This is a genomic window from Plantibacter flavus, assembly GCF_002024505.1.
Taxonomy (GTDB): domain Bacteria; phylum Actinomycetota; class Actinomycetes; order Actinomycetales; family Microbacteriaceae; genus Plantibacter; species Plantibacter flavus_A.
In genome coordinates this window covers 3,365,648-3,387,917 of record NZ_CP019402.1, presented here as the reverse complement: position 1 = coordinate 3,387,917, position 22,270 = coordinate 3,365,648, and the positions used below count along the sequence as shown (strand labels likewise).

The following is a 22,270-nucleotide window of genomic DNA, read 5'->3' as shown; positions in this document are numbered from 1 at the left end:
TCCCGATGACCGTCACCCGTCCATTGAACGGGGCCCGAGGGGCCGGTGCGGCAGCGATGCGCCGCCGCACCGGCCCCAGTGGCTGGATGGTCGCGCCGGCGCTGGGCTTCTTCCTCGTCTTCGCGATCATCCCGCTCATCGTCGCCCTGTACCTGAGCTTCACCCGCTGGGACGCGATCACCGACCCCGCGTGGGTCGGCCTCGACAACTGGGCCTCGGTCCTCGTCGACCCGGTCGCGATCGACGCGCTCGTCCTCACCCTCAAGGTCATCGTGATCTCCTGGATCGTCCAGACACCGATCAGCCTGCTGCTCGGGACCTGGACCGCCGGCAAGCAGCGCAACCGGGCCGTCCTCGGCGCGATCTTCTTCCTGCCACTCCTGCTGTCGTCGGCGGCGACGGCCATCGCGTTCAAGGCGATCCTCGACCCGAACTTCGGCCTGTCGGCGTCGCTCGGCATCCCGTTCCTCAAGCAGGACTGGCTCGGCAACCAGCAGCTCGTGCTCTTCGTCGTGATCTTCATCATCGCGTGGCAGTTCGTGCCCTTCCACACGCTCCTGTTCCAGGGTGGCGTGCGGCAGATCCCGGCGTCCCTCTACGAGGCCGCCGAGATCGACGGTGCGGGGACGGTCAAGCAGTTCTTCCACATCACGCTCCCGCAGCTGCGGTACACGCTCGTGACGTCGTCCACGCTCATGATCATCGGTTCGCTCACCTACTTCGACGTGATCTTCGTGCTCACCGGCGGCGTTCCGAGCGCGGGCACCCGCATCCTCCCGATCCTCATGTACGTGACGGGCTTCTCCGCGAGCCAGTTCGGGCAGGCGAGCGTCATGGCGATCATCCTGGCCGTCATCGGTCTCGCCATCGCCCTGCTGCTCACCAAACTGAGCGGCTTCGCCAAGATGGACAGTCAGCAGGAGGGCCTCTGATGTCAGCGACCAACCCACTCACGAAGCCCGGTGCGCTCCCGACCGGGAGCCTCGACACGGTCAGCGTCTCGACCGCCGGGTCCAAGCGCGGACGCCCGGGCGAGCACGAGACGCGAGGCAGGCGCCCCCGCGGTGCCCGCCGAAAGCCGAACATCATCGGCGGGATCGGCGCATGGATCTGGCTGCTCATCATCGTGCTGCCGATCTACTACATCGTCATCACGAGCGTGCGCCCGCAGGCCGGGTTCTTCTCGAGCAACCAGCTCATCCCGCCCACCGACCCGACCCTCGACGGCTACGCCCTCGTCCTGCAGAGCGACTTCTTCCTCTATCTCGGCAACAGCGTCGTCATCACCGTCGCGAGCGTCGCCGTCACCGTGTTCGTCTGCCTCATGGCCGCGTACGCGATCGTGCGCACCAACTCCCGGTTCACGCGGGGAGCGTTCTCGTTCTTCCTGCTCGGCCTCGCGATCCCGCTGCAGGCGACGATCATCCCGCTGTTCTACATGCTCAGCAAGGCGGGACTCTACGACACCCTCCTGGCGCTGATCCTGCCGTCGATCGGCTTCGCGGTGCCCGTGACCGTGCTCATCCTGTCGAACTTCATCCGCGACATCCCCAAAGAGCTGTTCGAGTCGATGACGGTCGACGGCGCGTCGAGCTGGCGGACCCTCGTCTCGCTCGTCCTCCCGCTCGCCCGGCCGGCGATCGTCACGGTCGCGCTCTACAACGCGCTCAACGTGTGGAACGGCTTCCTGTTCCCGCTCGTGCTCACGCAGTCGCCGAGCAACCGGGTGCTGCCGTTGTCGCTGTGGACGTTCCAGGGCTCGTTCAGCGTGAACGTGCCGGCCGTGCTCGCCGCCGTGGTGCTGTCGACCCTGCCGATCTTCATCCTGTACCTGTTCGGCCGACGCCAGTTGATCAGTGGCATGACCGCCGGCTTCAGCAAGTAGTGCCGGTCGCGAGTCGACCGGAGACCGAACCACCCCCTGAGAGGAACACATGACTGACAAGCAGGCGCTCGTGGTGCGAGGCGGCTGGGACGGGCACATGCCCGTCGAGACGACCGCGGCCTTCATCCCCTTCCTGGAGGCGAGCGGGTTCACCGTCCGCGTCGAGGACGGGACCACCGTCTACACGGACACCGACTACCTCGACACGGTCGACCTCATCGTGCAGATCAACACGATGAACACCATCGAGCCGGAGGAGTTCGCCGGCCTGCAACGCGCCGTCCTGAACGGGACGGGTATGGCCGGTTGGCACGGCGGGATCGCGGACTCGTACCGCAACAACGCCGACTACCTCCACATGATCGGTGGCCAGTTCGCGCACCACGCCGGCAAGGACCCGGCCGAGCGGACGGGGGAGCAGTCCGACAACTACATCCCCTACACCGTCCACATCACCGAGTACGGCCGGACGCACCCCATCACCGAGGGGATCGAGGACTTCGACCTCGTCACCGAGCAGTACTGGGTGCTGAGCGACGAGTACAACGACGTCCTCGCGACGACGACGCAGGAGGTGCGGCCCTGGGACGCGTGGAACCGTCCCGTCACGGCGCCCGCCATCTGGACCCGCCAGTGGGGGAAGGGCAGGATCTTCGTGTCCGCGCCCGGCCACCGCATCGAGATCGTCGAAGACCCGAACGTCCGCACCATCATCGAAAGGGGCCTGCTGTGGGCAGCGCGCTGAACGGGCCATTGGAGAGCACCGGAGGGTCCGTCCTCCGGGTCGGCGTCATCGGCGTCGGCAACATCTCGAAGCAGTACTTCGCCGAGTTCCCGAAGCTGCCGAACCTCGAGCTCGTCGTCGTTGCGGACCTCGACCTCGCCCGCGCCGCGGAGGTCGCCGCCGAACAGGGCGTGCGGTCGTCGAGCGTCGACGAGCTGCTCGCCGACCCCGAGGTCGACGTCGTCCTGAACCTCACCATCCCGGCCGCGCACGCCGAGGTCGCGCTCCGGGCTCTCGAGGCCGGCAAGCACGTCTACGGGGAGAAGCCGCTCGCGCTGTCGACCGCCGAGGCACGACCGGTGCTCGAGCTCGCGGCGGCGAAGGGCCTCCGCGTCGGCAGCGCGCCGGACACCGTCCTCGGGTCCGGGGTCCAGACGGCGCTCGCCGTGCTCGACAGCGGCGCCATCGGTCGGCCGATCGCCGCAGCCGTCGCCTGGAGCGCCCCGGGACATGAGCTGTGGCACCCGGCCCCCGCGTTCTACTACCAGCCGGGTGGCGGACCGCTCCTCGACATGGGGCCGTACTACCTGACGAGCCTCGTGTCGTTCTTCGGTCCTGTCGTGCGGGTGTCGGGCGCGGTCGCGCGGTCGGATCGTGAGCGGTCGGTCGCGACCGGAGCGCTGGCCGGGACGCCGATCCCGGTGCACGAGGAGGTCGACACGCACGTCACCGCGATCCTCGAGCACGCGAACGGGGTGGTCTCGACCGTGACGGTCTCGTTCGAGGTGTGGGCGAGCCGCGCGCCGCTCTTCGAGGTCTACGGGACGGGCGGGACGGTCGCCGTGCCCGACCCGAACCGGTTCTCGGACCCGGTGGAGATCGCGACGGCCGACGACCGCACCTGGCGTGCCGTCCCCGACAGCGCCGGCTTCGTCGACGCCGGGCGCGGGGTGGGCCTGTCGGACCTGGCCGAGGCGATCGAACAGGACCGACCGCATCGGGCATCGGGTGACCTCGCGTTCCACGTGTTGGAGATCATGGAGGCGATCATCGTCGCCGGTCGTGAGCACCGCGTCGTGGAACTGACGAGCACCGTCCCCCGCCCGGCGCCGGTGCTGCAGCCCGCCTCCGTCGCCTGAGTTCCTCCCCTTCCCCCTGCCCGCGAACTGTCACTCGGCGCTGGTCCGGACGGCTGGAACTGTGTCGGAGTGACAGTTCGCGGGCAAGGGAGGGGACCGGATGGTGTGCGAGGATGGGCTGATCCGAGCACACATTTGGGGGAATGATGTCGTTCACACGAGCACACCGACGTCCGGTCGTCACCGCCCTGGCGATCGCAGCAGCGCTGGCGTTGGCCGGATGCTCGGGCGGCGCGGGAGCATCGACGCCCGCACCGACCGAGACCGTGACCACGACGGCCACGCCGACACCGTCGCCGACGCCGACACCCACCGGTCCCGACCTCGCCGATCCCGCGTCCTGGATCGTGTCGTTCACCGGGCTCGGCCCGATCGAGGTCGGCGCACCGATCGAAGGCACGGCGTCGTTCATGACCGCTTTCACCGTCGCGACGCAGGAGGCGTGCCCGTGGGTGACCGCCTACGCCGCCGACGGGCTGCCCTCCGTCTGGCTCCCCGATCCGCAGAGCACCGGCGTCGTGGGCCAGATCGTCCTGCAGGCGTGGGGCGGGCCTGCGGCTGCGGCGGTCGCCGCCTCACCGAAGACCGCTGAGGGCGTCGGCGTCGGATCCACCCTCGAGGAACTCCGGGCCGCCTACCCGGCGCTCACCGAGCAGCAGGGCAAGTACGCCGTCTTCTACGCCGTCACCGACGACGCCGGACACTGGATCAACTTCTCCGTGACCGACGACCTCGTCGACGGCATCGTGGTCCGCGACGAAGCGAAGATCGACAGCGAGTACTGCGGCTGATCCGCCTCAGCGGGAGACCGGGACGACCCGGACGTCCCTGAGCGCGCCGTCTTCGACCCGAGCGGTCATCATCGTGCACTCCGGTTGACGACGGCGGTCCGTCGGCGACCCGGGGTTGAGCAGACGCAGGCCGGCGGGCGAGACCGAGTCCCACGGGATGTGGCTGTGTCCGAAGACCAGGACGTCGGTGTCGGGGAAGGCCTCGTCGGCCCGTCGCTCGCGACCGGTCGCCGCCCCCGTCTCATGGACGACGGCGAACCGCAGTCCGTCGAGTTCGAAGCGCGCGACCTCGGGAAGGCGCGCGCGGAGACCTGGGCCGTCGTTGTTGCCGAAGACACCGACGAGGCGGGCAGCCCGGGTCTCGAGGGCGTCGAGGGTCGCCTCGTCGACCCAGTCACCCGCGTGGACGACGACGTCTGCTGCGTCGACGGCGGCCCAGACCGCGTCCGGCAGGACCTTCGCCCGCTTCGGCAGGTGGGTGTCGGCGAGGAGGAGCAGCGAGGTCGGCATGTTCCCACGGAAGCGGATCGCGCCGACCTCGTCAACCGGGTGGTGCTCCCGCGCCTGTCCACCGGCACGGGGGCCGGGCCGTGGACCCCCGTTCACGGACACTCCCGCAGGAGGGGCGACTAGGGTGATCCCATGCCCGCAACCGACCTTCGTTTCTCCGGGAGGATCGCCGGCTACGGCACCACGGGTGGCGTCCGCATCGTCCTCGGGCTCTGGTCCACCTCGCCGTTCGGCTCGTTCGCCGACGCGATGATCGAGGACTCCCGCGGCAAACGCCTGCTGCTCGCGCCGACCCAGGAGATCGCCGACTTCATCTCCTCCACGTACACCTTCGACGACGTCGAGATCGGCACCGTCGGCTGGACCCGTCTACCGACGGGGCTCCGCTTCGTGGGCGGTCCGCTCGACACGACCCTCCGCATCGGCGGGAGCTCTCCGCTCGGTCGTGCGCTCCGGGTCGTCCCCAAACCCGTGGCCGTGAACCCCGTCTGGCTGCAGACGATCGACCCCCTCGCCCGCGTGCTCCAACCCGGCGCCCGGACGGCGGGCTCCGCAGGCAACGGTCGACGCGAGTACTACGGCGTGACCGGCGCCCGCCGCATCACCGCCGCCACCGCGAGCTGGTCCGGTGCCGACCTCGGCACCCTCGCCCGACTCGACCCGCCCGTGCGCTTCGGCTTCGGCTCCGCGCCGGCCGACCCGCACCTCGTCGACATCGTCACCACGGTCCGCCAGCCCGCCTGAGCTGCTCGGGCGTCGCGCTGCTCACCCGCTAGCCGGTGCCGGCGTCGCAGGAGGAGATCCGCGCGGTGGCAGGACGTCACTCAGCCGAACGTCCTGCCACCGTGCCGATCTCCTGCTCCCGCGCCGCGGACCATCCAGACGTCGACCTCGTCCTCGCGTTCGAGCGTGAAGCCGTGGCGCTCGTAGAGGCGGCGGGCCGGGCTGCCCTGCAAGACGTTCAGGCGGAACGGGCGCGGGTCGCCGTCGTCGGCCAGGAGCCGCGTGAGCACCGCGGTGCCGAGGCCCGCGCCCTGGTGTTCGGGCGCCAGATAGAAGTGCTCCAGCCACCGCTCGTCGGGTTCCGGGCGGAGGGCGACCAGCCCGGCCGTGATGCCCTCGACCTCGATCACCGAGGTGTGTTCCGGTCGATATCCGCCGAGGAAGCGCTGACGCACGCGGGTCTCGTCGTAGCGACCGAGGCGCTCGAGGTCGGGTCGCATGACGACGGCACGCAATTCGGCCATCCAGGTCGAGTCGTCGATGGTGGCGGCGCGGAGTGTCCAGGCGGCGGGCATCCATCCAGTCAACCATCCGCGGCCGGAGGCGGGTGAACCGGCGTGTGCTCGGATAGGGGACACTGGAGGGATCGAGCAGAGGGTGTGCGTGTGAGCGAGTCGACAGCGGTCGGGGCGGGTCCAGCGGGCGGATCCGGCATGGGGAGCGGACTCGACTCGGTGCGCCGTCGCAACCTCGGCCGGATCGTCGAGCTCGTGCATCAGGGCGGCGTGCAGTCGCGGTCGGCGCTCACGAGGACGACCGGGCTCAACCGGTCGACGGTCGCCGCGCTCGTCACGGAACTCGCCTCGATCGGTATCGTCACGGAGTCCGTCCCGGTCGGTGGGCAGGGTGTCGGCCGGCCGTCGCCACTCGTCTCGGCCGGCCCGCGAGCCGTCGCCTTCGCAGCGAACCCGGAACTCGACGCGATCACGGTGGCGGCCGTGCGACTCGGCGGCGAGGTCCTCGAGCGCGTGCGTCGCGAGGTCGACACGACACCGTCGGCGGCCGAGGCGACGGCGATCATCGCGGAACTGGTCGCGGAACTCGCCGACCGCCTGCCTGACGAGGCGCGCGGCGGCGGTGGGATCGGGCTGGCGGTCCCCGGTCTCGTCCGGGACGCCGACGGGGTCGTCCGGCTCGCACCGCACCTCGGGTGGGTCGACGAGCCCTTGGTCGAGCGGCTGCGTGCCGCGACCGGTCGTGCGGTGTTCGCGGCCAACGACGCGAGTCTCGGCGCCCGGGCGGAGCGGACCTTCGGGGCGGGCCGCGGTATCGACGACCTCGTCTACCTGAACGGTGGCGCGAGCGGTATCGGTGGTGGCATCATCGCCGGCGGCCGACCGGTCGGGGGTGCGCGCGGCTATGCGGGGGAGTTCGGCCACACCTCGGCGACGACCACCGGCAATGCGCTCGAAGACGCCGTGCGACGCAGCGAGCTCCTCCGCGTCGCCGGTCTCACCGCCGGGGACGACGCGGTCCTCGAAGCGGCGCTCGCCGAGGGCATCGCGGCCGACCCGGCTGGGGCGATGCGGGAGGAGGTCGTCCGGCAGGCCAGGACGCTCGGACGGGCGCTCGCCGGGACGGTGAACATCCTCGACCCCGAACTCGTCGTCCTCGGTGGGCATCTCGGGATCGTGCTCGAACTGGCGTCGGAGGAGTTGCACGATGCGGTCCGCGAGCGGGCGCTCGTCCCGCCGTTCGAGGACGTCTCGATCGTGCGCGCGGAACTCGGCCAGGACCTCCTGCTCATCGGTGCCGCGGAACTCGCGTTCGATCGACTCATCGCGGACCCCGCCGCCTGGTGATCGTCGCCCTGGGTGCTGTCGGCCTGGTGGCCAGCGCGGTGCGCCGGCGTGAGATGTGCTCACCCGGCGTCAGCGCGGTGCGCTGACGCGAGGTCACCCGAACAGGCGTGGGCGCGGGGCGTGGACTCGAGCGCGGGTCTCCGGAGGGGCGCGCTCACGCGTGTGACCCGCGCTCGCGTCAGCGCACCGCGCTGGCGCCACCACGACACACCACGACGACACGAGGGTCAGAAGGCCGGGCGACCCGTCGACTTCCGCACGATGAGCTCCGGCTCGATCGTTCCGCGGTACCCGACGGCGTCGACCTCGAGGTTGCCGAGCAACCGCGCGACACAGCGACGCCCCAGCTCATCGAAGTCCTGCCGGACGGTCGTGAGCGGCGGCCAGAAGTGCGGTGCCTCCGGGATGTCGTCGAACCCCACGATCGACACGTCCCGGGGCACGTCGTACCCCTCGTCGCGGATCGCGTGGATGAGACCGAGCGCCATCTGGTCGTTCGAGGAGAAGATCGCGGTGAAGTCGCGCACCCGCATGAGTTCGATCCCGGCGCGATAGCCGAAGTCGGCGGTCCAGTCACCGAGGATCGGTGCGGTCGTCGGCACGTCCTGCGCGCTCATCTCGGCGAGGAAGCCGTGCATGCGCGCCTCCGCCTCGATCCAGTCCTGCGGGCCGGCGAGATGGTAGATGTTCCGATGCCCGAGCTCGATGAGATGCCGCGTCGCCAAGCGTCCACCGGCGACCTGGTCGACGCCGATCGAGTGGTCGTCGAGGTCACCGCCGGACTGCACCGCGATGAACGGCACCCGTACCTGCAGCTCCTCGATCGCCCGGAACACCCGGACCTGCGGTGCGATGACCACGATGCCGTCGACCGACTGCGCGAGCAGATGCTCGACGGCGGCGACGATCGACGCGTCGGAGACGTCGGGCAGGTTCGCCGTGCTGACGAGGTACCCGGCGTCCTTGCTCGCGTTCTCGATCGCCTGGATCATGCTCGCCGGACCGTACTGCGACCGCTGGCTCGCGAGCACGCCGATGGTCCGCGACCGACTCGTCACGAGTGCCCTGGCGGCCCGGTTCGGACGGTAGTTGACCTCGTCCATGACGGCGAGGACCCGGTCGCGGGTGGAGTCGCGGATGCTCGGATGGTTGTTGAGCACCCGTGAGACCGTCTGGTGGGAGACCCCGGCCAGGCGCGCGACATCGCGGATATTGGGGGCTCGCCCCCGTTCGGCGTCGTCGCTCACGGATTCCTCGGACCTCGATGTGCACGGTCACATTTCGTGCTGCACCCATTATGCACACGCGTCAGCCCCCCCCCGACGGATCGGGTCCCCCAGGGCGCGTGGAGCCACGGAGGGGTCCGCGACGGTACCGTTGGGGGATGGATACCGAAAGCGTCGCCCGCGTCATCGAAGCCACCGACTTCTCGGGCGTCGTGCTCGTCAAGCGCGGTGACGAGACGCTCTTCGAGGCCGCCCGAGGCCTCGCCTCGAGGGAGCGCGACGAGCCCATCACGCTCGACACCCGCTTCGACACGGCCTCCATCACGAAGCTCTTCACCGCCGCCGCCGTGCTCCAGCAGGTGGACGCCGGACACATCGACCTCGACGAGTCGATCCACGAGTACGTCGACCTCGACGGCACGACCATCCGCCGCGACGTCCAGCTGCTCCACCTGCTCACCCACACCTCGGGCATCGCCGACGACGCCGACGAGACCGCCGGCGAGAGCTACGACGATCTCTGGGCGGAGCGCCCGCCCTCGTCGATCCGCGAGACCGCCGACCTCCTGCCGCTCTTCGCCGACAAGGAGCCGCTCGCGGCCCCCGGCGAGGAGGCGAACTACGTCAACGCGGGCTACGTGCTGCTCGGGCTCGCGCTCGAGGGGGTGACGGGGCTGCCCTACCGCCAGCTCGTCGAGCAGCAGGTGTTCGCGCTCCTCGGCATGGACCACTCGGGCTTCGTCGACCGCCGGACGGGCGAGCCCGGCCTGGCCGAGGGGGGCGACGTCGACGACGACGGCGTCTGGCACTCGAACGCCGGGGCGTTCCCACCGCTCGGCGGCCCGGACGCCGGTGCACAGTCCACCGCGGGCGACCTCATCACCTTCCTGCGCGCCGCCCGCGACGCGAAGATCCTCACCGCCGAGCTGACCGAGGAGTTCACCTCCCCGCAGATCGAGGTCGACGAGGAGATCTCCTACGGCTTCGGCTTCGAGTTCGACGTCGACGAGGACGGCCAGGTGCGATCGATGTACCTCGACGGCGTCAACCCCGGTGCGAGCGGCATCGTGCGCACCTACTTCGGCCCGACCGCCGCCGACGCCATCGACGTCGTCGTGCTGTCGAACTCCGAGGACGGCGCCTGGGACGTCATCCGCGCGATCGACGCCGAACTCTAGGCGTCCACTGGGATCTGCCGGGCACATCCCCGGTTTCCGGCCATGCCGATCGGGGCGTAGCTGCGCCCCCGGCACGTGCTTGCACGGGCACGATGAGAGCGCGACCATGCCCCGGCAATCGGCGGTTATGAAAATGAGACCCATCCCGACTTGACATCAGGTGGAGGTCTGGGGCTATCGTGTGACACACAATGTGAACGGTCACATTCGGAGTGACGAGGAAGTCGACGTGGGAACGAAGCGCAATGGAGCGAGCAGGTCGGCGATGAGCCGCCTCCCGATCCACGGCACCGATCGATCCGACCACAGCTCCCTCTCGGCCCGGCTCTCCGCCGGCCACCTCTCCCTGCACCCTCGCCGGCACCACGACGAGGCGCCCGCACCCGCACCCGCGAACGCCACGTAACCGACGAGCGGCCTCGATGAGCTGGACACATCGATGCCGACAGACCTGCGCATGACAATGACGTCCAAGCAACTCCCTAGGGAAGGAACCACACAGTGAAGAAGAGAATGCTCCTCGCCACGCTGGCCGCAGGCACGATGATCGTGTCGCTCGCCGGCTGCTCCGGCGGTGCAAGCGGCGGATCGGGCGGCGGCGAAGGCGACGGCAAGCTCGTCGGCGTCGCGATGCCCACCAAGAGCTCCGAGCGCTGGATCCAGGACGGCAACGCCGTCAAGGAGCAGCTGGAGAAGGAGGGCTTCAAGGTCGACCTGCAGTACGCCGAGGACGACATCCCGACCCAGGTCTCGCAGATCGAGAACATGATCACCAAGGGCGCCTCCGTCCTGATCATCGCCTCGATCGACGGCACCACGCTCACGAGCGTGCTGCAGGAGGCCAAGGACGGCGACATCCCCGTCATCGCCTACGACCGCCTGATCCGCGACAGCGAGAACGTCGACTACTACGCGTCGTTCGACAACTACAAGGTCGGCGTGCAGCAGGCCAACTCGGTCCTCAACGGCCTCGGCCTCGTCGACCTCGAGGGCAAGCCCACCGAGGGCGCACCCGCCGGTCCGTTCAACATCGAGATGTTCGCCGGCTCGCCCGACGACAACAACGCCACGTTCTTCTGGGACGGCGCTCAGGACACCCTGAAGCCGTTCATCGACGCGGGCACCCTCAAGGTCGCCAGCGGCCAGACCTCCTTCGAGCAGGCTGCAACGCTCCGCTGGGACGGTGAGACCGCGCAGAAGCGCATGGAGAACATCCTCACGTCGACCTACTCCGACGGCAGCAAGGTCAACGCGGTCCTGTCGCCCTACGACGGCATCTCGCGAGGCATCATCTCGGCGCTGACCGACGCCGGCTACTCGGTGGGCGACGGCTGGCCCGTCATCTCCGGCCAGGACGCCGAGCTCGACTCGGTCAAGGCCATCGAGTCCGGCGAGCAGTACGCGACCATCTTCAAGGACACCCGCCAGCTCGCTGCCGAGGCCGTCAAGATGGCCGTCGCCGTGCTGAACGGTGAGAAGCCCGAGGTCAACAACACCGAGGACTACGACAACGGCAAGAAGGTCGTCCCGTCCTTCCTCCTCGAGTCGCAGATCGTCGTCAAGGACAACATCAAGGAGGTCCTCGTGGACTCCGGGTACTGGACCGAAGACGAGATCAAGGGCTAGTCAGTCCTGCAACACCCCTTTCGACAGGCTCAGGGAACGGAATCACTTCCGATCCCTGAGCCTGTCGGAGGGCCCGGTTCAACGACGATCACCTGTAAGGAGACACGGTGTCAGGCGAGACCACGAGCATCCTCGAGATGCGCAACATCATCAAGACCTTCCCCGGCGTCAAGGCCCTCTCGAACGTCACGCTCGATGTGCAGCGCGGTACCGTGCACGCCATCTGCGGTGAGAACGGCGCCGGCAAGTCGACGCTCATGAAGGTGTTGTCCGGCGTCTACCCGTTCGGCACCTACGAGGGCGACATCGTCTTCGAGGGCGAGACGATGGAGTTCAAGGACATCCGCGACTCGGAGTCCAAGGGCATCGTCATCATCCACCAGGAGCTGGCCCTCAGCCCCTACCTCTCCATCGCGGAGAACATCTTCCTCAACAACGAGCTGAAGGGGCCGCTCGGCCTCATCGACTGGAACCGCACCAACCAGGAGGCGGCAGCACTGCTCGCCCGGGTCGGCCTGCGGGAGAACCCGACGACCAAGATCCTCGAGATCGGCGTCGGCAAGCAGCAGCTCGTCGAGATCGCGAAGGCCCTCTCGAAGCGCGTGAAGCTCCTCATCCTCGACGAGCCGACCGCAGCGCTGAACGACGAGGACTCCGACCACCTGCTCGACCTGATCCTGCACCTCAAGGAGCAGGGCATCACGTCGATCATCATCAGCCACAAGCTCAACGAGATCAAGAAGGTCGCCGACACCGTCACGGTCATCCGCGACGGCAAGACCATCGAGACGATCGTGAAGAACGACGTCACCGAAGAGCGCATCATCAAGGACATGGTCGGCCGCGACCTCGAGCACCGCTACCCGGACCACACGCCGAACATCGGCGAGGAGATCCTGCGCGTCGAGGACTGGACCGCCCACCACCCGCAGGACCCGACCCGCGTGATGGTGGACGCCGTCAACCTCAACGTCCGCGCCGGTGAGATCGTCGGCATCGCCGGCCTCATGGGCGCCGGCCGCACCGAGTTCGCGATGAGCCTGTTCGGTCAGTCGTACGGCAGCCGGATCAGCGGCAAGGTGTTCAAGAACGGCACCGAGATCCGCACGCGCACGGTGTCCGAGGCGATCGACAACGGCCTCGCCTACGCCACCGAGGACCGCAAGTACTACGGCCTCAACCTCATCGAGGACATCAAGCGGAACATCTCGATGGCCTCGCTGAAGAAGCTCGAACGCGGCGGACTCGTCAACGACAACGAGGAGTACAAGGTCGCCGAGGAGTACCGGAAGAGCATGAACATCAAGGCTCCGAACGTGCTCGCGAAGACCGGGAAGCTCTCGGGCGGCAACCAGCAGAAGGTCGTCCTCTCGAAGTGGATCTACTCCGACCCCGACGTCCTCATCCTCGATGAGCCCACCCGTGGGATCGACGTCGGCGCGAAGTACGAGATCTACACGATCATCAACCGCCTCGCCGCCGAGGGGAAGGGCGTCATCGTCATCTCCTCCGAGCTCCCCGAGCTCATCGGCATCTGCGACCGCATCTACGCCCTCAGCGAGGGCCGCATCACCGGCGAACTGCCGATCGAGGAAGCGAACCCCGAAGCGCTCCTCAAGCTCATGACCATGGAGAAGCCCCGCTGACGCGGGCGCGGACGGATCGAAGGAGAACCGCAATGTCCGATCTGGACACCAAACCCACCGTCCCGGCAGGCGACGGCACCGCCGCCGGCGGCCTCGTCAACCCGGCCACCAACCGCTTCACGAGCTGGCTGACCCACATCCTCAGCGACCTCGGCAAGAACGGCATCTTCATCGCCCTCCTGCTCGTCGTCGTGTTCTTCGCCGTCATCACCGACGGCATCCTGCTGCGGCCGCAGAACATCTCCAACCTGATCGTGCAGAACGGGTACATCCTCGTCCTCGCGATCGGCATGGTGATGGTCATCATCGCCGGCCACATCGACCTGTCGGTCGGTTCCGTCGCGGCCTTCGTCGGTGCGGTGTCCGGTGTGTTCGCCGTGCAGATGCAGATGCCGTGGTGGATCGCCGTCATCCTGTCGCTCGCCATCGGCGCGCTCGTCGGTGTCTGGCAGGGCTTCTGGATCGCCTACGTCGGGATCCCGGCGTTCATCGTGACCCTCGCCGGCATGCTCATCTTCCGCGGCCTCGCGCTCGTGGTCCTCGGCAACGCCAACATCGGTTCCTTCCCGGCGGAGTACCGCGCGCTCGGCAACGGCTTCCTGAACGACGTGTTCGGTGACTTCCCGATCGACCCGCTCACGCTCGGGATCGGCGTCATCGCCGTCGTCGGCCTCGTCGTGCAGCAGGTCCGCACGCGCCTCGGCCGTCAGAAGTACGGCCAGGAGACCGAGCCGTTCCCGTGGTTCGTCGCCAAGCTCGTCCTCATCATCGCGGGCATCGGCTTCTTCGTGTACGCCCTCGCCGCGTACAAGGGCATCCCGGTCACGCTCATCGTGCTGGCCGTCCTCGTGCTCGTCTACGGCATCGTCATGAACCGCTCGGTCTTCGGCCGCCACATCTACGCGATCGGCGGCAACCGTCACGCCGCGGAGCTGTCCGGCATCAAGACCCGCAAGGTCGACTTCTTCCTGTTCGTCAACATGGGCTTCCTCGCGGCGCTCGCCGGCCTCATCTTCACGGCCCGCCTGAACCTCGCCGGTCCGAAGGCCGGTGACGGCTTCGAGCTCGAGGCTATCTCCGCCGCCTTCATCGGTGGAGCCGCGGTGCAGGGTGGCGTCGGTACCATCGGCGGCGCGATCATCGGTGGTCTCATCATCGGTGTGCTGAACAACGGTATGTCGATCATCGGCCTCGGCATCGAGTGGCAGCAGGCCGTCAAGGGTCTCGTGCTGCTGCTGGCCGTCGCGTTCGACGTCTACAACAAGCGCCGCAGCGGCGGACGCTGATCCCGAGGTCCGCGACAGCGGAACCCGGATCGATCCGACGCATGGACATCCACCACGGAGGCGAGAGCACCGGCGACCTGGCCGGTGCCCTCGCCTCCGTGCGTGGGGGCGAGGCGACCGCCCCGCCCGAGTCCTCATCGGCCATGCCGGCGCTCGCCGTCCTGCGGGACGGCACGCCGCTGCTGGAGGTGCCCTTCAGCACGGTGCACGCCGTGCTCGGCCCGGTCTCCGCGCTCCGGCACCTGATCGCGCGGTTGTCCGGGACGGCTCCCGCCCCGCGCGGCGTGACCGGGTCGTCCGGTTCCGAGACGGCGCTCGTCGCCGGTCGACCGGCGCGGTTGTCGTCCCGGGCCGCATCGAGCGCCTCCGGGGTGGCCGTCGTGACGGCCGGGCAGGCCATCAGCTGGTCGCAGACCATCGGCGAGAACGTGCTGCTCGGCTCCGAGCGTGCCACGGGCCTGCGGGAGACGGTCATGCGGCTCCTCCGAGGACCGTCCGCCGACCGGACGTCCGTGGCGCAGAGCGATGCCGCGCGGATCCACCACGCTCTGCGTGTCGTCGGGCTCGACCGGTCACCCGCGGACCCCGCCGGTGCCCTGTCGGTCGTGGAGCGTCGGCTCGTGGAGCTGGCCAGGGCGGTCGCCGCGGAGGCCTCGCTCATCGTGATCGACGACAGCGGACCCGCGCTTCGAGCGGACGAGGTCGAGCGCTGGCGGCAGGCGATGGTCGAGGTGGCCCGAGTTCCTCGAACCGCCGGCCCAGCACCCGGCGTCCTGCTCGCGACCGGGGCCGTCACCGGGCTGGCGGGCGTCGCATCGACCGCGACCGTGCTGGCCGTCGGCGGTGCCCACTCACCCTCGATCCGACTGACTCCCGACAGCGGTGAACGCGAGGTGCTCGAAGCCTTGGCCGATGGTGCGCTCGCCCTCGACGCCGCAGGTCCGGCCGGGGCCCGCTCGTGGACATCGGGCACCGTGACGGTTCCTACGGATCGGGTGTCGGGCACCGGCCTCGCCGTCGAACACTGGACCGCGAGCCACCCGGCGGACCCCGAGCGGACCGTCGTCGACGACCTCTCTTTCGCCTGTGCACCGGGGGAGGTGCTCGGGCTGTTCGGTCCGCCCGACTCCGGTGCCGGGGAGGTGCTGCTGAGCATCTTCGGGCGATCGTACGGTGCACGGACCCGCGGTTCGGTCGCGCTCGACGGTGCGGCGGTCGACGTCTCGACGACGGACCTGGCGCGCGCCGCGGGGGTGCTCTACACGACCGAGCATCCGATCCGCTTCGACCTCTCCTTCCTCGGCGGAGTGCCGTCGAGTGTCTCCCCGGACGCCCTCACGAGGATGGTCAGGCTCGGTGTTGCCGACGCGCGCCGCGACTACCGGGCGACCACCGTGCCGAGCGGCCTGGTCGCCGCACTCCCCGGCGTGCACCGCGGGCCGGACGCCGACCAGTTCACCGAGTCGCTCCGGATCATCGCGGACACGGGGGCACGCGCCGTGCTGCTCGCCGAACCGTTCGGTGCGACGGGCGCCCCGGCTCCGAGGACGGACGCCGGCGGGCTGAGCGGTGCGCCCTGATCCGATCGCTCGCGGCGTCCGGCCGGGCGGTCGTCGTCTCGAGCGAGGACCCAGCGGCGCTCGCGGCCGTCTGCGACCGGGTCGTCGCCGTCCGCGCGGGCCGGATCGTGGGGACCGTCGGCGCTGCTGACGCGGCGGATCCCGAGCCGCTCGACGCACGCGCCGTCATCGAGACGATGGGCGGTCTCGCATGAGTCGAGATCGCGTCGTCCTGTGCATGGCCACGGCAATATACAACGTTGTACACTCGAGTGCGGCCCAGCCCTGATCCACCCGAACGAGCAGCCGCCCCCACCCGCTTCACCACAGCATCGCGAATCAACCGAGCACCAGATCGACGAAGGAGTCCCACCGGTGAACACCGAGCAGAACCCGGCCGCCAGCGCCCCCGAGCAGGCGACAGCCACGCACGCCGAGACCTACACGATCGGCGTCGACTTCGGCACGCTGTCCGGCCGAGCCGTCGTCGTGCGCGTGTCCGACGGCGCCGAACTCGGGTCGGCGGTGCTCGACTACCCGCACGCCGTCATGGATCGGGAGCTCGCCTCCACCGGCGCCGCGCTGCCGCCCGACTGGGCGCTGCAGGTGCCGGCCGACTACGTCGCCGTCATGCAGTCCGCCGTGCCGCGCGCCGTCGAGGCCGCCGGGATCGACCCCGCCGCCGTCATCGGCATCGGCACCGACTTCACCGCCTGCACGATGGTCCCCGTCATCGCCGACGGGACGCCGCTCAACGAGCTGCCCGAGTACGCCGACCGCCCGCACGCCTACGTGAAGCTGTGGAAGCACCACTCCGCGCAGCCGCAGGCGGACCGCATCAACGAGCTCGCCGCCGAGCGGGGCGAGTCCTGGCTGCCGCGATACGGCGGGCTCATCTCGAGCGAGTGGGAGTTCGCCAAGGGCCTCCAGCTCCTCGAGGAGGACCCCGAACTCTACGAGCGCATGGACCACTGGGTCGAGGCGGCCGACTGGATCATCTGGCAGCTCACCGGCACCTACGTCCGCAACGCCTGCACCGCCGGCTACAAGGGCATCTACCAGGACGGCGCCTACCCGAGCCACGAGTTCCTCGCGGCTCTCAACCCCGCCTTCGAGCGCTTCGCCGACGACAAGGTCGCGCACGAGATCGGTGAGCTGGGCGCCGCCGCCGGCACCCTCTCGGCCGAGGCCGCTGCGTGGACCGGTCTCCGCGAGGGCATCGCGGTCGCGGTCGGGAACGTCGACGCGCACGTCGCGGCACCCGCGGCGCAGGCCGTCTCGCCCGGCCAGATGGTCGCGATCATGGGCACCTCCACCTGCCACGTCATGAACGGCGACGTCCTCCGCGAGGTCCCGGGCATGTGCGGCGTCGTCGACGGCGGCATCATCGCCGGCCTCTACGGCTACGAGGCCGGACAGTCCGGCGTCGGCGACATCTTCGCCTGGTACGTCGCGAACCAGGTCCCCGCCCGATACACCGAGGAGGCTGCGGCGCGCGGCGTCAGCATCCACGAACACCTCACCTCCCTCATCCAGGACCAGCCGGTCGGCGCGCACGGCCTCGTCGCCCTCGACTGGCACTCCGGCAACCGCTCGGTCCTCGTCGACCACGAGCTCTCCGGCACCGTCCTCGGCCTGACGCTCACCACCCGCACCGAGGAGGTGTACCGCGCATTGTTCGAGGCGACGGCCTTCGGCACCAGGAAGATCGTCGAGACGTTCAACGCCTCGGGCGTCCCCGTCACCGAGTTCATCGTCGCCGGCGGTCTGCAGCGGAACCCCTTCCTCATGCAGACCTACTCCGACATCCTCCGCCTGCCGATCTCGATCACCGCGAGCGACCAGGGGCCCGCGCTCGGCTCGGCCATCCACGCCGCCGTCGCCGCCGGAGCCTACCCGGACGTCCCCGCGGCCAGCGCCGCGATGGGCAAGGTGAACCGCGCCGTCTACACGCCGAACGAGGCGGCGGCCGACGCGTACGACCTGCTCTACGCGGAGTACGCGACGCTGCACGACTACTTCGGTCGCGGCGCCAACGACGTCATGAAGCGCCTGAAGCGCATCCGCCGCGCCGCCCTCGGTGGCGGCGTCGACGGCCTGTCGACCGACACCGAGACCACCGCCCTCGAAGGAGCCACCGCGTGAACACCTACTCGCCCGAGATCGAGGTCGCGATCGCGCGCGTCCGGTCCGACGTCGCCAAGCTGCACGGCGAGCTCGTCCGGTACGGGCTCGTCATCTGGACCGGCGGCAACGTCTCCGGGCGGGTGCCGGGAGCCGACCTCTTCGTGATCAAGCCCTCCGGCGTCGACTACGACGACCTCGCACCCGAGAACATGATCCTCTGCGACCTCGACGGCAACGTCATCCCGGGCACGCCCGGCGCTGAGCGGTCGCCGTCGAGCGACACCGCGGCGCACGCATACGTCTACCGGCATATGCCCGAGGTCGGCGGCGTCGTCCACACCCACTCCACCTACGCGGTGGCCTGGGCGGCACGCGCCGAGCCCATCCCGTGCGTCATCACGGCGATGGCCGACGAGTTCGGCGGAGAGGTCCCGATCGGTCCGTTCTCGATCATCGGCGACGACTCGATCGGACGCGGCATCGTCGAGACGCTGACCGGTCACCGGTCGCGCGCCGTACTCATGCAGAACCACGGGCCGTTCACGATCGGGAAGGACGCCCGCGACGCCGTGAAGGCCGCGGTCATGGTCGAGGACGTCGCCCGCACCGTGCACATCTCGCGTCAGCTCGGCGAGCCGAAGCCCATGCCGACCGAGGCGATCGACGCCCTGTTCGACCGATACCAGAACGTCTACGGCCAGGCGCCGCAGGGCGCGCTCTAATCAGAACGATCTCCGGCCCCCGCGCCGTTCCCGGTCCCTGAGCCTGTCGAAGGGCAGGGACCGCCGCACCGAACTCCGGTCCCTGAGCTTGTCGAAGGGCCCACCCACTCAGAAAGCAGACCCACCCATGCCGAAGCCCACCACCACGCTCGACCACTACACCGTCTGGTTCCTCACCGGCAGCCAGAACCTGTACGGCGAGGAGACCCTCCGTCAGGTCGCCGAGCAGTCCCAGGCCATCGCCGCCGAGCTCGGCGCCGCCGCCGACGTCCCCGTGCGGATCGAGTGGAAGCCCGTCCTCAAGGACTCCGAGTCGATCCGTCGCGCCATGCTCGACGCGAACGCCGACGACAGCGTCATCGGTCTCGTCACCTGGATGCACACCTTCAGCCCGGCCAAGATGTGGATCGCCGGCCTCGACGCGCTGCAGAAGCCGCTGCTGCACCTCCACACGCAGGCGAACGTCGAGCTGCCGTGGTCGGAGATCGACTTCGACTTCATGAACCTCAACCAGGCGGCACACGGCGACCGCGAGTTCGGGTACATCCAGACGCGTCTCGGCGTCGCCCGCAAGACGGTCGTCGGCCACGTCTCCGACCCGCGCGTCCAGCGTGAGGTCGGCACCTGGCAGCGCGCCGCCGCCGGTTGGGCGGCCACGCACGAGCTCAAGCTCGCACGCTTCGGCGACAACATGCGGTACGTCGCCGTCACCGAGGGCGACAAGACCGAGGCCGAGCTGCGCTTCGGGGTGCAGGTCAACACCTGGAGCGTCAACGAGCTCGCCGAGGCCGTGCACGCGTCGACGGACGCCGACATCGACGCGCTCGTCGCCGAGTACGAGGAGCTGTACGACGTCGTCCCCGAGTTGCGGAAGGGTGGCGAGCGGCACGAGTCGCTCCGCTACGGCGCCGCGATCGAGCTGGGCCTGCGCTCCTTCCTCGAGGCCGGCGACTTCGCCGCGTTCACGACGAGCTTCGAGGACCTCGGCGAGCTGCGTCAGTTGCCGGGCCTCGCCGTCCAGCGCCTCATGGCCGACGGCTACGGCTTCGGCGCGGAGGGCGACTGGAAGACGGCCGTCCTCGTGCGTGCCGCGTCCGTCATGGGCGCCGGCCTCCCCGGTGGCGCCTCGCTCATGGAGGACTACACGTACCACATGGAGCCCGGCAACGAGCTCATCCTCGGGGCGCACATGCTCGAGGTCAGCCCGACGCTCTCCTCGGCTCGTGCCACCCTCGAGGTGCACCCGCTCGGCATCGGCGGCAAGGAGGACCCGGTGCGTCTGGTCTTCACAGCCGACTCCGGCCCCGCCGTGGTCGTCGCGATGAGCGACATGCGCGACCGCTTCCGGCTGACGGCGAACGTCGTCGAGGTCGTCCAGCCCATCGAGGCCCTGCCGAAGCTGCCCGTCGGGCGCGCCGTGTGGAAGCCGGCTCCGGACTTCGCGACCTCGGCCGCTGCCTGGCTCACCGCCGGCGCCGCGCACCACACCGTCATGTCGACCGCCGTCGGGGTCGAGGTCTTCGCCGACTTCGCGGAGATCGCCAAGACCGAGCTCCTCGTGATCGACGAGTCGACCACCACGCGCGACTTCCAGCGCGAGGTCCGTTGGAACAACGCGTACTACCGCCTGGCCCAGGGGTTCTAGCCTCGGGACGATCCGACCGAGACGGCCTCCTGCCCACCAGCGGGAGGCCGTCTCGCGTCGTGCTGTCGTCGATCGTGCGGTGCGACGACGGCGCTTGCTAGCCTGGGGCGACGCGCCGGGGGTGGCGCACTGAACGACGGGGGTCGACCGATGACGGATGTGTTCACGCGGCCGGAGCAGCACGAACCGGGCGACCAGAGGACGGCCGAGCCGACGAGGCTCGGATGGAAGCTCGCGATCGGTGGGACCGTCCTCGTCGCCGGTGTCGGAGCGGTCCTCGCGATCGTCGCAGCGACGGGCGGGTTCACCGCCGCCGACCCGGCGGCCGCCGAGCGGGCGATGGAACGGTGCATCGCGGAGCGGGCGAGCAGCATCGTCGACGCCGGCGACCGTACCCCGGCCGAGGCCGCCGCCGAGGGATGTGCGCTCGATGCGGAGTCGGACACCTTCCTCGACGAGTACGGCGACTGACCCGTACCCGTCCGGACGGGCTAGGGGAGGAGCCCGACGACGGCGCCGACAGCGAAGAGCGCCAGCGCGCTCCACATGAGGATGTCGTCGGTACTCATACGGAGCTTGAGGCGTCGGCCGCGAGTGCTGACGCGGCCGACCATCGCGTCGGGCGCCGGTGCGACCGTCTCGGTGCTCCGTCGGTCGCCCCGGGTCTCGCGCCACCGGGCCCAGCGCTCGACACGGTCGTCCACGGCGTCGACAGCAGCGGCGATGTCCTGCCAATCGTCGACCTTCGTCGTGACGAGGTCGTCGGTGGTCACGAGGAGGAGCCAGTCGTCGACGATCTCGACGTCGAAGCCGCGCACGTGGTCGAGGAGGCGCGCCATCACGTCGGGCGTGAACAGGTAGAGCGCGTCCGCCTCGTAGCCGATCGGGCAGTAGAGGTGGAAGTGTCGGTCGAAATCGCCCTCGAGCTCCAGTCGCTGAGTGCCCACCGGGGCGCTCGCGGCGCTCATGCCGCGGCGTCGGCCGTCCTGCGCGCGGAGCACCAGGTGTGGCAGGGCGATCGGTATCCGGAGCGCGCAGTAGCCGCCGAAGGGGGCCGCGAGGTTCTTCCGGTTTCCGGTGATCTCGTAATTCGTGATCTCGATGCCGCGCGGTTGGCGGCTTCGGAGGACGCGGTGAAGGTTCAGTGCACCGCGGTTCCGCCAGGGCATGTCGCGCGGCGCCGCAACGGGGCCGACCAGGTAGCCGAATCCGTTCGCCTCGGCGAAGGCGACGAGACGGAGGTGCGTGCGTCGCATGGTCCTGCGTGACCAGACCCTGACCGTCGTCCGGACGAGGATCACGGCGACGGTGACCATGGCCAGCGCGAGCGTTCCCAATCCGAAGGCGAGTCGTGCAGCATCCGCGCCGTGTTGTGCGAGCGCCAGGACGCCGATCAGCGTGAAGAGCGGGATGCTCAGCAGTCCGCCCACCGTGCCGATCGTGGTCGTGATCCGGCGCGCCCGCCCGATGCGGTCGAGGGCGTCGGGCTGTTCGGCGACGAAGGCTCGCCACTGCTCTCGAACCTCGCGGCGGGGAAGCGGCCGGGTGAGCGCACTCGTGTCGAGTGGTTCGGGAAGCGCCTGCACGCCCTCCAGCCTAGTTCCGCGTCGAGGCGCGGCCC

Annotated in this window: 21 protein-coding genes; 17 read left to right on the top strand and 4 right to left on the bottom strand. The window is 69.6% G+C overall.

Going from position 1 to position 22,270, the window contains the following annotated elements; all coding sequences use genetic code 11:
• The first annotated feature begins 5 nt into the window (after nt 1-5).
• From BWO91_RS15520 to BWO91_RS15500, 5 genes are all read left to right on the top strand, one after another.
• The gene (locus BWO91_RS15520; protein ID WP_071258845.1) at nt 6-932 is read left to right on the top strand and encodes a carbohydrate ABC transporter permease; all 927 of its coding nucleotides are present in this window, start codon (nt 6-8) and stop codon (nt 930-932) included.
• Nucleotides 932-1,885: a carbohydrate ABC transporter permease gene (locus BWO91_RS15515; protein ID WP_079003217.1), complete on the top strand. Its 954-nt coding sequence runs from the start codon at nt 932-934 to the stop codon at nt 1,883-1,885. Before BWO91_RS15520 ends, BWO91_RS15515 begins: the two co-directional genes overlap by 1 nt.
• Before the next feature lie 49 nt (nt 1,886-1,934).
• Nucleotides 1,935-2,630, top strand: coding sequence for a ThuA domain-containing protein (locus BWO91_RS15510; protein WP_079003216.1), 696 nt, complete (start codon nt 1,935-1,937; stop codon nt 2,628-2,630).
• Entirely contained in the window at nt 2,615-3,748 is a 1,134-nt protein-coding gene (locus tag BWO91_RS15505) for a Gfo/Idh/MocA family protein (RefSeq protein WP_240555542.1), read from the top strand. The genes BWO91_RS15510 and BWO91_RS15505 overlap by 16 nt, the downstream gene beginning before the upstream one ends.
• Nucleotides 3,749-3,891: 143 nt before the next feature.
• Entirely contained in the window at nt 3,892-4,539 is a 648-nt protein-coding gene (locus tag BWO91_RS15500; RefSeq protein ID WP_079003215.1) for a hypothetical protein, read from the top strand.
• 6 nt (nt 4,540-4,545) lie between these two features.
• Here BWO91_RS15500 and BWO91_RS15495 read toward each other — a convergent pair whose 3' ends face one another.
• Nucleotides 4,546-5,049 carry a metallophosphoesterase family protein gene (locus tag BWO91_RS15495; RefSeq protein WP_079003214.1) on the bottom strand — a complete coding sequence of 168 codons (504 nt, stop codon included), beginning with the start codon at nt 5,047-5,049 and terminating at the stop codon, nt 4,546-4,548.
• A 132-nt stretch (nt 5,050-5,181) separates the two neighbouring features.
• On the opposite strand from BWO91_RS15495, the gene BWO91_RS15490 reads away from it, so the two are divergent.
• On the top strand, nt 5,182-5,793 hold the full coding sequence (locus BWO91_RS15490; RefSeq protein WP_064295001.1) for a hypothetical protein: 612 nt from the start codon (nt 5,182-5,184) through the stop codon (nt 5,791-5,793).
• 80 nt (nt 5,794-5,873) lie between these two features.
• On the opposite strand, the gene BWO91_RS15485 is transcribed toward BWO91_RS15490, so the two are convergent.
• The gene (locus BWO91_RS15485; RefSeq protein WP_079003213.1) at nt 5,874-6,347 is read right to left on the bottom strand and encodes a GNAT family N-acetyltransferase; all 474 of its coding nucleotides are present in this window, start codon (nt 6,345-6,347) and stop codon (nt 5,874-5,876) included.
• Nucleotides 6,348-6,437: 90 nt separating this feature from the next.
• Between BWO91_RS15485 and BWO91_RS15480 the strand changes: the two genes are divergently transcribed.
• Nucleotides 6,438-7,634, top strand: a complete 1,197-nt coding sequence (locus tag BWO91_RS15480; RefSeq protein ID WP_240555541.1) for an ROK family protein — start codon at nt 6,438-6,440, stop codon at nt 7,632-7,634.
• A gap of 227 nt (nt 7,635-7,861) precedes the next feature.
• Here the strand turns inward: BWO91_RS15480 and BWO91_RS15475 are convergent, their stop codons facing one another.
• Nucleotides 7,862-8,881 (bottom strand): LacI family DNA-binding transcriptional regulator, encoded by a 1,020-nt coding sequence (locus BWO91_RS15475; RefSeq protein WP_064294998.1) that lies wholly within the window; start codon nt 8,879-8,881, stop codon nt 7,862-7,864.
• A gap of 137 nt (nt 8,882-9,018) precedes the next feature.
• Between BWO91_RS15475 and BWO91_RS15470 the strand changes: the two genes are divergently transcribed.
• The 10 genes from BWO91_RS15470 to BWO91_RS15430 all read left to right on the top strand — a co-directional run bounded on the left by BWO91_RS15470 (nt 9,019) and on the right by BWO91_RS15430 (nt 21,120).
• Entirely contained in the window at nt 9,019-10,038 is a 1,020-nt protein-coding gene (locus tag BWO91_RS15470; protein ID WP_079003211.1) for a serine hydrolase domain-containing protein, read from the top strand.
• Nucleotides 10,039-10,303: 265 nt separating this feature from the next.
• On the top strand, nt 10,304-10,444 hold the full coding sequence (locus tag BWO91_RS19770) for a hypothetical protein (protein ID WP_153303513.1): 141 nt from the start codon (nt 10,304-10,306) through the stop codon (nt 10,442-10,444).
• 107 nt (nt 10,445-10,551) lie between these two features.
• A complete protein-coding gene (chvE, locus tag BWO91_RS15465; protein WP_079003210.1) occupies nt 10,552-11,664 on the top strand; it encodes a multiple monosaccharide ABC transporter substrate-binding protein in 1,113 nt (370 codons plus the stop codon).
• A 137-nt stretch (nt 11,665-11,801) separates the two neighbouring features.
• Nucleotides 11,802-13,310 (top strand): multiple monosaccharide ABC transporter ATP-binding protein, encoded by a 1,509-nt coding sequence (gene mmsA, locus BWO91_RS15460; RefSeq protein ID WP_064295024.1) that lies wholly within the window; start codon nt 11,802-11,804, stop codon nt 13,308-13,310.
• Between the two features lie 32 nt (nt 13,311-13,342).
• Nucleotides 13,343-14,596 (top strand): multiple monosaccharide ABC transporter permease, encoded by a 1,254-nt coding sequence (gene mmsB, locus BWO91_RS15455; RefSeq protein ID WP_064294995.1) that lies wholly within the window; start codon nt 13,343-13,345, stop codon nt 14,594-14,596.
• Between the two features lie 41 nt (nt 14,597-14,637).
• Nucleotides 14,638-16,176, top strand: a complete 1,539-nt coding sequence (locus tag BWO91_RS15450; RefSeq protein WP_079003209.1) for a hypothetical protein — start codon at nt 14,638-14,640, stop codon at nt 16,174-16,176.
• A gap of 426 nt (nt 16,177-16,602) precedes the next feature.
• The gene (gene araB, locus BWO91_RS15445) at nt 16,603-18,300 is read left to right on the top strand and encodes a ribulokinase (protein WP_430929551.1); all 1,698 of its coding nucleotides are present in this window, start codon (nt 16,603-16,605) and stop codon (nt 18,298-18,300) included.
• Nucleotides 18,297-19,004, top strand: a complete 708-nt coding sequence (locus tag BWO91_RS15440; protein ID WP_071258853.1) for an L-ribulose-5-phosphate 4-epimerase — start codon at nt 18,297-18,299, stop codon at nt 19,002-19,004. The genes araB and BWO91_RS15440 overlap by 4 nt, the downstream gene beginning before the upstream one ends.
• A 127-nt stretch (nt 19,005-19,131) precedes the next feature.
• Complete coding sequence (gene araA / locus BWO91_RS15435; protein WP_056014267.1) at nt 19,132-20,649, top strand: L-arabinose isomerase; 1,518 nt, start codon at nt 19,132-19,134, stop codon at nt 20,647-20,649.
• A gap of 150 nt (nt 20,650-20,799) precedes the next feature.
• The gene (locus BWO91_RS15430; RefSeq protein ID WP_064294992.1) at nt 20,800-21,120 is read left to right on the top strand and encodes a hypothetical protein; all 321 of its coding nucleotides are present in this window, start codon (nt 20,800-20,802) and stop codon (nt 21,118-21,120) included.
• Nucleotides 21,121-21,140: 20 nt separating this feature from the next.
• Here BWO91_RS15430 and BWO91_RS15425 read toward each other — a convergent pair whose 3' ends face one another.
• The gene (locus BWO91_RS15425) at nt 21,141-22,235 is read right to left on the bottom strand and encodes a hypothetical protein (protein ID WP_079003206.1); all 1,095 of its coding nucleotides are present in this window, start codon (nt 22,233-22,235) and stop codon (nt 21,141-21,143) included.
• Between the last annotated feature and the right edge of the window lie 35 nt (nt 22,236-22,270).

Bases quoted from the DNA above. Each gene is read 5' to 3' on its own strand.
- BWO91_RS15520 (WP_071258845.1), top strand. From the start codon at position 6: ATGACCGTCACCCGTCCATTGAACGGGGCCCGAGGGGCCGGTGCGGCA.
- BWO91_RS15515 (WP_079003217.1), top strand. From the start codon at position 932: ATGTCAGCGACCAACCCACTCACGAAGCCCGGTGCGCTCCCGACCGGG.
- BWO91_RS15510 (WP_079003216.1), top strand. From the start codon at position 1,935: ATGACTGACAAGCAGGCGCTCGTGGTGCGAGGCGGCTGGGACGGGCAC.
- BWO91_RS15500 (WP_079003215.1), top strand. From the start codon at position 3,892: ATGATGTCGTTCACACGAGCACACCGACGTCCGGTCGTCACCGCCCTG.
- BWO91_RS15495 (WP_079003214.1), bottom strand. From the start codon at position 5,049: ATGCCGACCTCGCTGCTCCTCCTCGCCGACACCCACCTGCCGAAGCGG.
- BWO91_RS15490 (WP_064295001.1), top strand. From the start codon at position 5,182: ATGCCCGCAACCGACCTTCGTTTCTCCGGGAGGATCGCCGGCTACGGC.
- BWO91_RS15485 (WP_079003213.1), bottom strand. From the start codon at position 6,347: ATGCCCGCCGCCTGGACACTCCGCGCCGCCACCATCGACGACTCGACC.
- BWO91_RS15470 (WP_079003211.1), top strand. From the start codon at position 9,019: ATGGATACCGAAAGCGTCGCCCGCGTCATCGAAGCCACCGACTTCTCG.
- BWO91_RS19770 (WP_153303513.1), top strand. From the start codon at position 10,304: ATGAGCCGCCTCCCGATCCACGGCACCGATCGATCCGACCACAGCTCC.
- chvE (WP_079003210.1), top strand. From the start codon at position 10,552: ATGCTCCTCGCCACGCTGGCCGCAGGCACGATGATCGTGTCGCTCGCC.
- mmsA (WP_064295024.1), top strand. From the start codon at position 11,802: ATGCGCAACATCATCAAGACCTTCCCCGGCGTCAAGGCCCTCTCGAAC.
- mmsB (WP_064294995.1), top strand. From the start codon at position 13,343: ATGTCCGATCTGGACACCAAACCCACCGTCCCGGCAGGCGACGGCACC.
- BWO91_RS15450 (WP_079003209.1), top strand. From the start codon at position 14,638: ATGGACATCCACCACGGAGGCGAGAGCACCGGCGACCTGGCCGGTGCC.
- araA (WP_056014267.1), top strand. From the start codon at position 19,132: ATGCCGAAGCCCACCACCACGCTCGACCACTACACCGTCTGGTTCCTC.
- BWO91_RS15430 (WP_064294992.1), top strand. From the start codon at position 20,800: ATGACGGATGTGTTCACGCGGCCGGAGCAGCACGAACCGGGCGACCAG.